We start from the raw sequence: 14,463 nt of genomic DNA on the forward strand, positions 1-14,463 counted from the left end.
AAAAGCGTGACTGCCGCCCCCCGCTTGCGGCACCGCAAGACCACCCCGACGCGCCCTCCTGGCGGGAGTTTCCGCCCATCGCCCTGGTCCACGAAGCGCCGTTTTGAACCGGCCCGGTGGCACGCATCCGCTAGAATTGCGGGTTTTCCCGACATTCGGCGCGCAACACGCGTGCACCACTGGAGACCCACGCCAATGTCCCTGTTTCGCAAAAAGAGCGTCGAGCACATGCTTGCGGCAAGCGCTCAGACCGCCGGCCTGAAAAAGGCGCTCGGCGCGCTCGACCTGACTTTCCTCGGCGTCGGCGCCATCATCGGCACCGGCATCTTCGTGCTCACCGGCACGGGCGCCTTGCAGGCCGGCCCCGCGCTGATGATCTCGTTCGTGATCGCGGCCATCGCCTGCGGCTTCGCCGCCCTCGCCTATGCCGAATTCGCGTCGACAATTCCGGTCGCCGGTTCGATCTACACGTACTCGTACGCGACGCTCGGCGAGCTGGCCGCGTGGATCATCGGCTGGGACCTGATGCTCGAATATGGGCTCGCGACCTCGGCGGTGTCGGTCGGCTGGTCAGGCTATCTGCAGTCGCTGCTGTCGGGCTTCGGCGTGTCGCTGCCGATGGCGCTGACCGCGGCCCCCGGCGCCGTCCCCGGACACGAAACGCTGTTCAACCTGCCCGCCTTCCTCGTGATGATGGCGATCACCACGCTGCTGTCGGTCGGTGTGCGCGAATCCGCGCGGATCAACAACATCATGGTGGCGATCAAGGTCGTGGTCGTGCTGCTCGTGATCGGCGTCGGCGTGTTCCACGTCACGCCGGCCAATTGGCACCCGTTCATGCCGCACGGCTGGAGCGGCGTGTTCGGCGCGGCCGCGGTGATGTTCTTCGCGTTCATCGGCTTCGACTCGGTGTCGTCGGCGGCGGAAGAGGTGAAGAATCCGAAGCGGGATCTGCCGATCGGCATCATCGCGTCGCTAGGCGTGTGCGCGGTGCTGTATGTGGCCGTGGCTGCGGTCGTCACCGGCATCGTGCCGTCCGAGAAGTTCATGGGCATTTCGCACCCGGTGTCGTACGCGCTGCAGCTCGCGGGGCAAAACTGGGTCGCGGGCTTCATCGACCTCGGCGCCGTGCTCGGCATGCTGACCGTGATTCTCGTGATGGCCTACGGTCAGACGCGCGTGATCTTCGCGATGTCGCGCGACGGGCTGCTGCCCGCGAAGCTGTCGAAAGTGCATCCGCGCTTCGCGACGCCGTTCTTCACGACGTGGCTCGTCGGTATCTTCTTCGGCCTGATCGGCGCGCTGGTGCCGCTCAATGTGTTGGCTGAACTGATCAATATCGGCACGCTCGCGGCATTCTCGATGGTGTCGATCGCGGTGCTCGTGCTGCGCAAGACGCACCCCGAGCTGCCGCGCGCGTTCCGTTGCCCGGGCGTGCCGGTCGTGCCGGTGCTCGCGGTCGCATCGTGCCTGTTCCTGATGCTGAATCTGCAAGGCATCACGTGGGGTGCGTTTCTGATCTGGCTCGCGATCGGCATGATCGTCTATTTCGGCTACTCGCGCCGTCATTCGAAACTGGCAAAGTAAGGCGCCGTTTTCAACGAGGCCACGCCAATGAGCTGAATGCTCGCGAGCGCGGCCTCGCTTTCCGCTGATTTATCGAAGCGCCCCGTCATGCCCTGCAGACGGGGCGCTCGTCTTTGCGGCGTCCCGTTCCGTGGCCGCCGTCTTCTGTTGGTGCGCTCGCGCGCGCCGACACACTTCCCCTCATAGCGCGTCCGCGCGATTTGTGCTTTACTTTTCGGCAGACTTGTAAAACCCGCAGCACCCTCATCGGACCTCGCGAATCGCAGTCACACGCAGTCGAAGCAAAAGCAGGGGCAACAACAATCACAGGTCCGGTCTCACCCACAGCAACTATCTTGCATGGGATCGTGGTCAGCGTGGAGGCGGGGATCGATACGCCGAAGCGCTCGCTCCGATCAATATAGGAGACAGCTTCATGGCGATCAGCATCAGTCTGACGGTCAATGGCGCACCCGTGAGCGCCTCAGTCGACCCTGGCACCCTGCTTGTCCAGTTCCTGCGCGATCAACTCCGTCTGACCGGCACCCACGTCGGCTGCGATACCGCGCAATGCGGCGCCTGCACCGTGCATCTGAACGGCCGCGCGATCAAGTCCTGCAACATCCTCGCCGCGCAAGCCGATGGCGCCGAAGTCACGACCATCGAAGGGCTCGCGCGCAATGGCGCGCTGCATCCGATGCAGGCCGCGTTCAAGCACTGCCACGGTTTGCAATGCGGCTTCTGCACGCCGGGCATGGTGATGAGCGCGGTGTCGCTGGTGCAGCGTCAACCCGATCTGACCGGCGACGAAGTGCGCGAACAGCTCGACGGCAATCTGTGCCGCTGTACCGGTTATCACAACATCGTCAAGGCCGTGCTCGAAGGCGCCGCGGGTATGAAGGCGTCCGCCGCATCGAGCGCAACTGCCGGCGCGAATGCCGCCGGCGCAACCGCCTGAGGAGCCGACGATGAACGCACCCGATACCCAGAGCCTGATCGGCGCCGCCGTCGAACGCAAAGAAGACTATCGCTTCCTGACCGGCAAAGGCCAGTACACCGACGACATCGTGCTGCCGCAGCAAACCTACGCGGTGTTCCTGCGCTCGCCGCACGCGCACGCGAAGATCAACAGCATCGACACGAGCGCGGCCAAACAGTCGCCGGGCGTGGTCGCAATCTTCACCGGCGCGGACCTGGCGGCGGAGAAGGTCGGCGGACTGCCGTGCGGCTGGCTGATCCACAGCACCGATGGCAAGCCGATGAACGAGCCGCCGCATCCGGTGATCGCGCATACGAAGGCGCGGCATGTGGGCGACCAGATCGCGCTCGTGATCGCCGAATCGATCAAGGCCGCCAAAGATGCAGCTGAACTGATCGAGGTCGATTACGAAGAACTGCCGGCCGTCGTCGATACCGCGCATGCGGCCGACCCGGGTCAGGCAGCGGTGCACGACGAAGTGCCCGACAACGTCTGCTACAACTGGGGTCACGGCGACAAGGCCGCGACCGACGCCGCGTTCGCGAAAGCCGCACACGTGACCACGCTCGACATCGTCAACAACCGCCTCGTGCCGAACGCGATCGAACCGCGCGCGGTCAACGCGAGCTATTCGGCGCAGGACGATAGCTACACGTTGTATGTGGCGAATCAGAATCCGCACGTCGAGCGACTGCTGATGGCCGCGTTCGTGCTGTCGCTGCCGGAATCGAAGCTGCGCGTGATCGCGCCGGACGTCGGCGGCGGCTTCGGCTCGAAGATCTTCCTGTACGCGGAAGACGTCGCGCTCACGTGGGCATCGAAGAAGCTCGGCCGGCCGGTCAAATGGACGGCCGAGCGCTCCGAGGCGTTCCTTTCCGACGCGCACGGCCGCGATCACGTGACCAAGGCCGAGCTGGCGTTGGACGCCGACGGCAAGTTCCTCGCGATGCGCGTGCATACGATCGCCAACATGGGCGCCTATCTGTCGACGTTCGCGTCGAGCGTGCCGACGATCCTGTACGCGACGCTGCTCGCCGGCCAATACGCGACGCCCGCGATCTACGCGGAAGTGAAGGCGGTCTTCACCAACACCGTTCCGGTCGATGCGTATCGCGGCGCGGGCCGGCCGGAAGCGACGTTCGTCGTCGAGCGTCTGGTCGAAGCCGCGGCGCGCGAGATGAAGCTCGACCCCGCGGAAATTCGCCGCCGCAACTTCATCACGCAGTTCCCGTACGCGACGCCGGTCGGCCTCACCTACGACACCGGCGACTACAACGCGATCCTGTCGCGCGCGCTGACGCTCGCGGACGTCGAAGGCTTCCCCGCGCGCCGGCAGGAATCGGAAAAGAACGGCAAGCGCCGCGGCCTCGGCTACTCGTGCTACATCGAGGCATGCGGTCTCGCGCCGTCGAACATCGCGGGCGCGCTAGGCGCGCGCGCGGGACTGTTCGAAGTCGGCCAGATTCGCGTGCACCCGACCGGTTCGGTCACCGTGTTCACGGGTTCGCATAGCCACGGCCAAGGCCACGAGACGACCTTCGCGCAAGTGGTCGCCGACCGCCTCGGCATTCCGCTCGACAGCGTCGAGATCGTGCACGGCGACACCGGCCGCATCGCGTTCGGCATGGGCACGTATGGCTCGCGTTCGATCGCGGTCGGCGGCTCGGCAATCTCGAAGGCGCTCGACAAGATCGAGGCAAAGGCGAAGAAAATCGCCGCGCATCTGCTCGAAGCGTCGGCTGAAGACATCGAGTTCAGGAACGGCGTGTTTCGCGTCGCGGGTACCGACCGCACGAAGGCGTTCGCGGAAATTTCACTCGCAGCCTACGTGCCGCACAACTATCCGCTCGATGTGCTCGAACCGGGCCTCGAAGAAAGCGCGTTCTATGACCCGACCAACTTCACGTATCCGTCGGGCGCGTACATCTGCGAGATCGAAGTCGATCCGGACACCGGCGAGAGCCGCATCCAGAAGTTCACCGCGGTCGACGATTTCGGCAACGTGATCAATCCGATGATCGTCGAAGGCCAGGTGCATGGCGGGCTCGGGCAAGGCATCGGCCAGGCGATGCTCGAGCGCTGCGTGTACGACAACGACAGCGGCCAGCTGCTGTCCGGCTCGTACATGGACTACGCGATGCCGCATGCGTCCGATCTGCCCGACTTCACGGTCGAGACCTCGAAGGGCACGCCGTGCACGCACAACCCGCTCGGCGTCAAAGGCTGCGGCGAAGCGGGCGCGATCGGTTCACCGCCGGCCGTGATCAACGCGATCATCGACGCGCTCGCCCCCCTTGGCGTGACCAATCTGCAGATGCCAGCCACGCCGCATCGCGTGTGGTCCGCGATTCAAGCGGCGAAGCAGGCCTGACCCAACGATCCTGAGCGGAGCATTCGACATGTATTCATTCGAGTATCAACGCGCGACGGATCCGCAAGCGGCCGCCGCAGCCCTCACCGCCGACCCGGAAGCGAAGTTTCTCGCCGGCGGGCAGAGCCTTCTGCCGACGATGCGCCTGCGTCTTGCGCAGCCGTCGCAACTGATCGACGTGACGCGCATTCCCGCGCTCAAGACGATCAGCGTCGACGCCAACAAGGTGACGATCGGCGCGGCCGTTTGTCATGCCGACGTCGCCGGGCATGCGGACGTGCGGCGCGTGTTGCCCGCGCTAGCGGAGCTGGCTTCGAATATCGGCGATCGCCAGGTGCGCGCGCTCGGCACGATTGGCGGCTCGCTCGCGAACAACGATCCGGCCGCGTGCTACCCGGCCGCCGCGATGGGGCTCGACGCGACGATCGTCACGGACCGGCGGCGCATCGCCTCGAGCGATTTCTTCGTCGGCATGTACGAGACCGCGCTCGAACCCGACGAGTTGATCGTCGCCGTCGAGTTTCCGGTGCCCGAGCGCGCCGCGTACGAGAAATTCCGCAATCCGGCCTCGCACTTCGCGCTGGTCGGCGTGTTCGTCGCGAAGTCCGCAGGCGCTGTGCGGGTTGCGGTGACGGGTGCGGCGTCGTCGGTATTTCGCGTGCCCGAGCTCGAAAGCGCGCTGTCGGCGAACTTCACGCCCGAGGCGGCACGCGCGGTCAGCGTGTCGCCCGGCGAGCTGAACGACGACATGCACGCGAGCGCCGCGTATCGCGCGCATCTGATTCCGCTGCTCGCCGCGCGCGCGGTCACGAAGGCAAATGCCTAGCGATACTCGCTAGGCGGCCCGGCTTGCCGCGCGAACATCCTGGCGCGCGCAAGCCGGCTTCGTTCCTTTCGCGAGCAGGCGCCTGCGTTCAACGCCGAGCTCGCGCCCATTGCGTTCTTCACTCGCGCCGCGCCTTGTCATGGCCTGTCGCGCAGATTCAGGACCACCATGCAGCCGGCTTCGATCGACGACACCCTCGCCCAACTCGCCGCCCAAGGCTATTTCGCGAGCCGCGAACTGGCGACCGCGCTGTATCTCGCGCTGCGCATGGAGCGGCCGCTGTTCGTCGAAGGCGAGCCGGGTGTCGGCAAGACCGAGCTCGCGAAAGCGGCGGCCGGCATGCTCGGCACCACGCTGCTGCGGCTGCAATGCTATGAAGGACTCGACACCGCGAGCGCGCTTTATGAGTGGGACTACCCGCGCCAGATCATGGCGCTGCGGCTCGCCGAAGCGAGCGGCGAGCGCCCCGACAACGACACGCTGTATCGCGGCGAATTCCTGCTGAAGCGTCCGCTTCTACAGGCACTGATGCCCGACGAAAACCATCCCGGCGCGCGACGCGTGCTGCTGATCGACGAAATCGACCGCGCCGACGAACCGTTCGAGGCCTTCCTGCTCGAACTGCTTTCGGATTTCCAGGTATCGATTCCCGAATACGGCACCGTGCGCGCCGCACAGCCGCCGCTCGTCATCATGACGTCGAACCGCACGCGCGAAGTGCACGATGCGTTGAAGCGCCGCTGTCTGTATCAATGGATCGGCTATCCGGATCGCGAGCGCGAACTCGAGATCGTCGCCGCGCGCGCGCCGCAAACGTCGGCGCAATTGCAGCGGCGCGCGGTCGACTTCGTGCATCGGCTGCGCGGCATGGATCTGTTCAAGGCGCCTGGCATCGCCGAAACGATCGACTGGTGCCGCGCGCTCGAAGCGCTGTCGGTCACCGAGCTCGATCCGCAATCGGTGCAGAACACGCTCGGCGTGCTGCTTAAGTATCAGGACGATCTCGCGCGCGTGGATGCCGCGCAGATCGCGCAGTGTCTGGCCGGGTGAGGGTCGTCGGCATGACGAACGACATCGGCATACGCAGACACGACGGCGCGAAGCAGCAGTCCGCGCCCATGCTCGCGCGCAACGTCGTTCATTTCGTGCGCGTGCTGCGCGGCGCCGGTTTGCCGATGTCGCCCGCACAGGCAGTCGACGCGCTCGCCGCGTTGCAGTGGATCGATCTCGGCCGCCGCGACGACGTGCGCGCCGCGCTTGCCGCGCTGCTCGTCACCGCGCCCGACGAACGCGAGCTCTTCAATGCCGCATTCGATCTTTTCTGGCGCGACCCCGACTGGGAGGGCAAGCTGCGCGCACTGCTGCTGCCGAAAGTGCGCGACGGCCTGCCGCCGCCAAAGCGCAACAACCGTCTCGCCGATGCGCTCGCGGTACGCATGCCGCCGTCGCCGCCTCTGAATGCGCCGCAAGAAACCGAGCAGCATGAGTTGCATGCCCAGTTGACGTTCAGCGCGGAAGAGCGGCTGCGTCATCGCGATTTCGACACGCTGAGCGCCGACGAATGGCGCACGCTGCGTCATCTGATCCGCGGCCAGCGGCTGCCGCTCGCCACCGAACCGACGCGGCGCCTGAAGGCGGCATCGCACGGCACGCACGCGGACCTGCGCGCGAGCGCGCGGCACGCGGTGCGCGCCGGTGGCGACTGGACCGTGTGGAAGTATCGCGCGAGGGTCGAGCGCAAGCCGCCGCTCGTGCTGCTGCTCGACATTTCCGGCTCGATGAGCAACTACTCGCGCGCGGTGCTGTACTTCTGCCACGCGTTGTTGCAGTCGCGCGAACGTCTGCAGGTGTTTCTGTTCGGCACGCGGCTCACGAACGCGACGCGCGCATTGCGCGAACGCGATCCCGACGTCGCGATCGCGACGCTCAGCGATCAGGTGGTCGACTGGTCGGGCGGCACGCGCATCGGCGCGGCGCTCGCCGAATTCAACCGACGCTGGGCGCGCCGCGTGCTCACAGGTCGTGCAACGGTGCTGCTCGTCACCGACGGTCTCGATCGCGAAGCGATCGACGTGCTCGATACCGAAATGGCGCGCCTCGCACGTTTCGCGCATCGCATCGTGTGGCTCAATCCGCTGCTGCGGTTCAGCGGCTTCACTCCGAAGGCGCGCGGCGTGCAGGCGATCCTGCCGTATGTCGACGCGCATCGTCCGGTTCATAATCTAGACAGTCTCGCAGCGTTCGGCCGCGACCTCGCGCAATTGACGCGCACACCTCGCCACGCCGTCGCCGCGACGACACTCGCAGGAGCAACGTCATGGAATTGAGCGAAACTCATACGCTGCCGGTCGCGCAGCAGCAAACGTGGGACGCGTTGAACGACACCGAGATTCTCCGCGCCTGCATCCCCGGCTGCGAAAGCATCGACCCGGACGGCGAAAACGCGTACCTGGTCACGCTGAGCGCGGCGGTCGGCCCGGTCAAGGCGCGCTTCAAGGGGCGCATGCAACTGACCGACATCGACGCGCCGAACGCCTACACGATCGTGTTCGAAGGCCAGGGCGGAGCGGCCGGCTTCGCGAAGGGCAATACGCAAGTCACGCTCGAAGCCGACGGCGATGCCGCGACGAAGCTTTCCTACACCGCCAACGCGCAGGTCGGCGGCAAGCTCGCGCAGATCGGCTCGCGGCTCGTCGACGGTGCGGCGCGCAAGATTGCCGGGGAGTTTTTCAAGCGCTTGAGTGCCCAGCTCTCGGGTGAGAATAGCGCTGATGAAGCTGCGGACGGTGATGCCTCGGTGGAGACCGAAACCGAAGCCGAAGCCGCGTCAGCGTCTGAGCAAACGGAATCGAAAGAGGCCGCGGACGGCGAGTCCGGCGGCGAAGCAAAGAAAGGGAAAAAATCATGGACAGCGTGGATCTCGAAGTTCTGAAGACTAGCGCCCGCTGGCTGGACGACGGACATTGCGCGCTCCTCGTGACGGTCGTGAAGACGTGGGGCTCGTCGCCGCGTCCCGAGGGCGCGATGCTCGCGGTGCGCGACGACGGCCTCGTGGTGGGCTCGGTGTCGGGCGGCTGCATCGAAGACGATCTGATCGACCGCGTACGGCAACAGGGCATCGAGCAGACGCATCCGGAAGCGGTGAAATACGGGATCACGGCCGAGGAAGCGCATCGCTTCGGGCTGCCGTGCGGCGGCACGATCCAGCTCGTGCTCGAACCGTTGACGCGGCAAAGCGGCATCGCCGAGTTGTGTCACGCGGTGGAGAACGGCCGGCTCGTCGCGCGTGAACTCGACATGGCGACGGGCGCGGTGCGGCTCGACAACGCGCAGGCGACCGACGGCGTGCATTTCGACGGTGAGCGTCTGCTGACGATCCACGGCCCGCGCTACCGGATGCTCGTGATCGGCGCCGGGCAGTTGTCGCGCTACCTGTGCCACATCGCGGTGGGGCTCGATTATCAGGTGACGGTCTGCGATCCGCGCGAGGAATACACCGAGGAATGGGACGTGCCGGGCACGAAGATTGTCCGCACGATGCCGGACGATACCGTGATCGACATGAAGCTCGACGAGCGCTGCGCGGTGATCGCGCTCACGCACGATCCGAAGCTCGACGATCTCGCGCTGATGGAAGCATTAAAGACGCCGGCGTTTTATGTCGGCGCGCTCGGCTCGCGCCGGAACAATCACGCGCGACGCGAACGTTTGAAGGAGTTCGATTTGAACGAAGCCGAACTGGCCCGTTTGCATGGGCCAGTCGGCATTTATATCGGCAGCAGGACGCCGCCTGAGATCGCCGTGTCGATTCTCGCGGAGGTGACGGCGGCCAAGAATGGCGTGTCGCTGCCGACGCTATTGCAGGTCGAAGGCGCAAAGGCTGCACGGGAAATTGCGGCGTCGGGTGGCGCCGCTTGCAAAGCGTAGCCTGCCGCGTTCAACAAACCAGACGGAGGGCACCGGGCGTGCCTTCCGCGCTTACATCAAGCCGCAAAGCACCGCCGCGATCACTGATCCGCTCACCAGTACCACGCCCACCACGCGGCGTTTATTCAATTCGGTCCACAGCAGTACGCCGGTCAGCGACAGCAGAATCAGGCTGCCCGAGATCGTGTCGATCAACAGCACCCACCCGACGCTGAGACCCACGCCCTTGTGCAGATTGCTCAGCGTCGCAAAAAACGAGTTGCGCGTGTGCTTCACCGTCACGAAGCCATTGCCGACCCAGTACTCGGCCTGCACGCTCTGCCCCGGGCCCATGATGCCGACTTGCCATTGCTCAGGCTGAATCGTGCTGTGATCGCCCCACGCGACCGGATGGGCGGGCTCGCGCTTCGCGCGTCCAGGCTTGCCGTCGATCTTCAGTTCGCGTTGCAGCCACTTCGCCATCTCCCCCGGCGAGTGCAGCGGTTTCTCAGGCACCGCGATCTGCATTTCCTCGACCTGCGGCGCGCCCGTAGAAATTTTCAGCGGACCGGCGCGATGATTGAGCAGAAAGCCGGTCACGCCGAACATCAGCCCGAGCACCGCGCCCCACAAGCCGATCCAGCCATGCACATTGCGCAGCCACTTGATGAAGGTCGCACGACGCGAACGCTGCCGCCCCGGCGCCTGCTGCGCGGCGGCGCCCGGCGCGGGGACGCCCGGCGCGGCGACGGTAGGTTTCAAATCGATCGATTCAGGCGCGTTCAAAACGGACTCCAGGCTAGAGCGGCAAGAAGAATTCGAGTGAGAAGAGGCGGATCGGCCGGCTTGTGATTCGGGCGATCGCGTGAAGGGCTGGCTGGCGGTCACAGAGGAGGAGACGCGTGACAAAAAGCTTGCGATGCCTTTCAATTGAGAAGCATTATCATTACACAATTAAGTGTTTTGCTCAATGTCGGGACGCTGTGGGTGCGCGGTGCATACCCGCCCGGCAATCTTCGAGTCGCTTCCAGATGCGCGCCAGCCGCTTGACATCCGCGCGGCGTGAAACGACGCTAGCTGGCGATGCCGTCAACGTTATCGTCCGGGGACACCTGCCGTCATGCGACTCTGCCTCGTGGTCCTTGCCACCGCCAGCTGGCTGGCCGGCATTCATGCCGCGCGCGCGAGCGTGCCGGTCAAACTGGACGACCCGTACACCAACGAAGGCGAGACGCAGACCTTCACCATCAGCGCGGACGGCTCGTATGCGAAGCTCGATTCGATGACGCTGCGCGTGAACAACGAAGCCGGTGTCGAGCGGGTCGCGCAGCAATACGTCTGGTTCAACCGCAACATGGCCGACGTGCAGATCCTCGAGGCCTATACAGTCACCGCCGATGGTAAACGTCACGAGGTAGCGCCCGAGCAGATCCGCGACGTGCAGGAAGTCCGTTCGTTCGACGCGCCGATGTTCCAGGACATCCAGGAAAAGGTGATCGTGTTCCCCGCGGTCGAACCCGGCGCTCGCGTGCATCTGACGTACCGCAAGACGCAGCGGCAGCCGATCGTGCCTGGGGAATTCAGCGACTTCACGCCGCCCGACCTCGCGCCGACCCGCAACTTCCGCCTGATCTACGACCTGCCCGCCGACAAGCCGTTGTACGCGGACGCGCGCGGCTTCAGCGCGGTGACGCCCATCACGCGCGACGGCCGCACGCGCTACGAATTCCGCTACGACAAGGCGCATTTCGACCGGCTCGAACGCGGCTCGATCGCGTACGTGTCGTACGGGGATCGGCTGATGGTGTCGACGTTTCCGAGCTATGCCGCGTTCGCCGCGTCCTATCGGAGCGCCGCGGCCGACCCGGGTACGCACGACGCCGCGATCACCCAGCTCGCGCAGCAGTTGACCGCGCACGATCACACCCCGCGCGACAAAGCCAAAACACTGTACGACTGGGTTCGCCGCAATATCCGCTATGTCGCGATCTACGTCGGGCGAGGCTCCGTCGTGCCGCACAGCGCGAGCGCGATCCTCGCGAACCGCTATGGCGATTGCAAGGACCACGTCGCGCTCTACGGCGCGCTGCTCGACGCGGTCGGCGTGCGCAACGAGCCGGCGCTGATCAGCAGCGGCACCATCTACACGCTGCCGAGCGTGCCCGGCTACGGCGTCATCAATCATGCGATCACGTGGCTGCCCGATTTGCAGACGTACGCGGATTCGACCGCGTCGAACGTCGAGTTCGGTTTTCTGCCTTCATCCGACATGAACCGTCCCACCGTGTTGATCGACGACGGCGTGCTAGCGCAAACACCGGCCACCGCGCAGATGTCGCGCAGCACCGATCTCGCGATCAAGATCGAACCGGACGGCTCGGCGAGCTTCACGTATCGGCTGCAGGATGCCGGACCGTATGCCGAGCAGGCCCGCGCGCGGCTACGCACGCAGACGCCCGGGCAACGAGAGGAATCGATCCAGGCCGAGTTGCGCAACGCGAATCTGCGCGGCACCGCGACGCTGACGACGAGCGACCTCAGCGCGGTCGACGGCCCGCTCACGCTGACGATGAAAGGCACGCTGGAAAGTCTCGTGGTGACCGGCATGACCGCATCGATCCCGGCCTTGACGAGCCTCGGCGGCGGCGTTGAGGCCGATACGCGCTACTGGCTCGGCGAACGCAAGCGCACGCAGCCGTTCGTGTGCCACAACCTCGCGATCCACGAACGCGCGCGCATCGAACTGCCGGCCAACTTCCGCGTGCTCGACATGCCGGAGGCGCAACGCACGCAGGACCGCTTCGTCGATTTCACGTCGGAGTACACCTTCGATCCGCTCAGCAACGTGGTCACGATGACGCGCGACGGCGCCACCCATTTCGACAGCGACGTGTGCACGCCCGATGATTTCACGCGCATGCGTCCCGCGATCGAAGCGATCGGACGGGACGTGCGCGCGGAGGTGATCGTCAGATCGACGCTGGTGGAGTCGTCGAACGTGGCGTCGCAGGCGCCTTGATCGTCAACGCGTCAAACCGGCCACAACGGCCCTTCCTGCATCGCGCCGATCTGCTCGCGCATCTCGAGGATGCGGTCCTCCCAGTAGCGCTGGGTGTTGAACCATGGAAACGCCGCCGGAAACGCCGGATCGTTCCAGCGGCGGGCGAGCCACGCCTGATAGTGAATCAGCCGCAACGTGCGCAGCGCTTCGATCAGATACAGTTCGCGCGGCTCGAACTCGCAGAAATCCTCGTAGCCGGCGAGCAGATCGGCGAGCGCGCGCGACGCCTCCGCGCGTTCACCCGGTAGCAGCAGCCACAGGTCCTGAATCGCGGGACCCATGCGGCTGTCGTCGAAATCGACGAAATGCGGGCCCGCATCGGTCCACAACACGTTACTCGGATGACAGTCGCCATGCAGACGCAATGTGCGAATCTCGCCGGCCCGCTCGAACGCACGCGCGACGCCTTCGAGCGCGAGATTCACGACGGTTTCCCAAGCGGTGCGCAGGTCGTCGGGCACGAAACGATGCGCGAGCAGGAAGTCGCGCGGCTCGTAGCCGAACGTGTCGATGTTCAGCGCGGGACGTTCCGCGTAGTCCTGGGTTTGCCCGATCGCATGAATGCGTCCGATGAAACGTCCGAGCCATTCGAGCGTGTCGCGCCGGTCGAGATCCGGCGCGCGACCTCCGCGTCGCTCGAAGACCGAGAAGCGGAAACCGTCGAAGCTATGCAGTGTGCGGCCATCGAGCATGCGCGCAGGCACGGCCGGAATCTCGCGCGCGGCGAGTTCGGCGACGAACGCGTGCTCTTCGAGAATCGCCGCGTCGCTCCAACGCTCGGGACGATAGAACTTCGCGACCACGGGCGGACCGTCTTCGACGCCGACCTGATAGACGCGATTTTCGTAGCTGTTGAGCGGCAGCAGACGGCCGTCGGTCCGCACGCCGGACGTTGCGAGCACGCCGTCGATCGCGTCCAGCACGGTCTCCGGCGTGAGCCGCGCGAACGGCACGGCGCCATCGGCGCCGGCCTCATGGAAATTATCGGGAATGGTGTCGTTCATGCCCCGCATTGTGCGCCGCGCCGCGGCTAAAGACGAGGGCGACGGCTCGCAATGCGTGCGTGGCACGCTGGAAATACGGGCTGATTTGCGGCGCGCCGTGAATCGACGCGCGCATCGACCCGCAGCGATGCTGGCGAGCCGATCTCACCTTACAACATCACTACAACCCACTCCTGCGTGTCACACAACGGCAATGAGCAACAGGTAAGCCTCTCGTTCAATGCGTCTGCGCGCCGGCCGGACGTATCAGGTCGCCGGTATCGATCAGATCTTCGAGGAAAAAGGGTTCGGTATTGAGCTGCCGCGATGCGCCGGGTTCGCCGGCGTACCACGCCACCATCGCCATGTCGCCAAGAATGCGCATGACGATTCCGCGCGCGCCTTGCGGCACGGCGATATGTACCGATCGGACAATGGAACCGACTTCCATGATAATTCCCCGCTTCCCTTAGCCGGCTTTATGATTTCACGCCGGTCGAGGTGATGATAAAAACGCCGCTTCGCATTGGACGTTGCGTGCGCACTTAATCTGTCGCGCGCCTGGCGCGTGAGAGCTTCGAGTCATTGTTCCCGCTTTGCGGGGCTTTGGGAAGGCGAATAGAAGGCTTTCACCAGTCGTTTCGCCCTATTCCCATTACGCTGCGCACGGCCGATGATTTCGGCGTCAGACGTCGTAATGAAGACCATCATAAACCCTGCGGGGGGAGACATCAAAAACGTGCATTGCCAGAACGATCTGCCAGATGCGGG

12 protein-coding genes are annotated in these 14,463 nt (G+C 65.2%); 9 read left to right on the forward strand and 3 right to left on the reverse strand.

Annotated features, from left to right (window positions below; translation table 11 throughout):
- The first annotated feature begins 195 nt into the window (after positions 1 to 195).
- From AB3X94_RS06675 to AB3X94_RS06710, 8 genes are all read left to right on the forward strand, one after another.
- Positions 196 to 1,587 carry an amino acid permease gene (locus AB3X94_RS06675; protein WP_176109786.1) on the forward strand — a complete coding sequence of 464 codons (1,392 nt, stop codon included), beginning with the start codon at positions 196 to 198 and terminating at the stop codon, positions 1,585 to 1,587.
- A gap of 415 nt (positions 1,588 to 2,002) precedes the next feature.
- Complete coding sequence (locus AB3X94_RS06680) at positions 2,003 to 2,524, forward strand: (2Fe-2S)-binding protein (RefSeq protein WP_176109787.1); 522 nt, start codon at positions 2,003 to 2,005, stop codon at positions 2,522 to 2,524.
- 10 nt (positions 2,525 to 2,534) lie between these two features.
- Positions 2,535 to 4,916, forward strand: coding sequence for a xanthine dehydrogenase family protein molybdopterin-binding subunit (locus tag AB3X94_RS06685; RefSeq protein ID WP_176109788.1), 2,382 nt, complete (start codon positions 2,535 to 2,537; stop codon positions 4,914 to 4,916).
- A 28-nt stretch (positions 4,917 to 4,944) separates the two neighbouring features.
- A complete protein-coding gene (locus tag AB3X94_RS06690; RefSeq protein ID WP_368611104.1) occupies positions 4,945 to 5,742 on the forward strand; it encodes a xanthine dehydrogenase family protein subunit M in 798 nt (265 codons plus the stop codon).
- Positions 5,743 to 5,910: 168 nt separating this feature from the next.
- The gene (locus tag AB3X94_RS06695) at positions 5,911 to 6,792 is read left to right on the forward strand and encodes a MoxR family ATPase (RefSeq protein WP_176109790.1); all 882 of its coding nucleotides are present in this window, start codon (positions 5,911 to 5,913) and stop codon (positions 6,790 to 6,792) included.
- Between the two features lie 11 nt (positions 6,793 to 6,803).
- Positions 6,804 to 8,069 carry a VWA domain-containing protein gene (locus AB3X94_RS06700; protein WP_368611105.1) on the forward strand — a complete coding sequence of 422 codons (1,266 nt, stop codon included), beginning with the start codon at positions 6,804 to 6,806 and terminating at the stop codon, positions 8,067 to 8,069.
- Complete coding sequence (locus AB3X94_RS06705) at positions 8,060 to 8,674, forward strand: CoxG family protein (protein ID WP_176109792.1); 615 nt, start codon at positions 8,060 to 8,062, stop codon at positions 8,672 to 8,674. Before AB3X94_RS06700 ends, AB3X94_RS06705 begins: the two co-directional genes overlap by 10 nt.
- Positions 8,647 to 9,669: an XdhC family protein gene (locus tag AB3X94_RS06710; protein WP_368611106.1), complete on the forward strand. Its 1,023-nt coding sequence runs from the start codon at positions 8,647 to 8,649 to the stop codon at positions 9,667 to 9,669. The genes AB3X94_RS06705 and AB3X94_RS06710 overlap by 28 nt, the downstream gene beginning before the upstream one ends.
- Before the next feature lie 51 nt (positions 9,670 to 9,720).
- Here AB3X94_RS06710 and AB3X94_RS06715 read toward each other — a convergent pair whose 3' ends face one another.
- Positions 9,721 to 10,434 carry a PepSY-associated TM helix domain-containing protein gene (locus AB3X94_RS06715; RefSeq protein ID WP_368611107.1) on the reverse strand — a complete coding sequence of 238 codons (714 nt, stop codon included), beginning with the start codon at positions 10,432 to 10,434 and terminating at the stop codon, positions 9,721 to 9,723.
- Between the two features lie 334 nt (positions 10,435 to 10,768).
- Here AB3X94_RS06715 and AB3X94_RS06720 point away from each other — a divergent pair, with 334 nt between their 5' ends.
- Positions 10,769 to 12,667, forward strand: a complete 1,899-nt coding sequence (locus AB3X94_RS06720) for a DUF3857 domain-containing transglutaminase family protein (RefSeq protein ID WP_368611108.1) — start codon at positions 10,769 to 10,771, stop codon at positions 12,665 to 12,667.
- 11 nt (positions 12,668 to 12,678) lie between these two features.
- Here AB3X94_RS06720 and AB3X94_RS06725 read toward each other — a convergent pair whose 3' ends face one another.
- A complete protein-coding gene (locus AB3X94_RS06725) occupies positions 12,679 to 13,713 on the reverse strand; it encodes a serine/threonine protein kinase (protein WP_368611109.1) in 1,035 nt (344 codons plus the stop codon).
- Between the two features lie 217 nt (positions 13,714 to 13,930).
- Entirely contained in the window at positions 13,931 to 14,143 is a 213-nt protein-coding gene (locus AB3X94_RS06730; RefSeq protein ID WP_176109797.1) for a hypothetical protein, read from the reverse strand.
- Between the last annotated feature and the right edge of the window lie 320 nt (positions 14,144 to 14,463).

Source organism: Paraburkholderia sp. BR10923, from assembly GCF_040948765.1.
Classification (GTDB): domain Bacteria; phylum Pseudomonadota; class Gammaproteobacteria; order Burkholderiales; family Burkholderiaceae; genus Paraburkholderia; species Paraburkholderia youngii.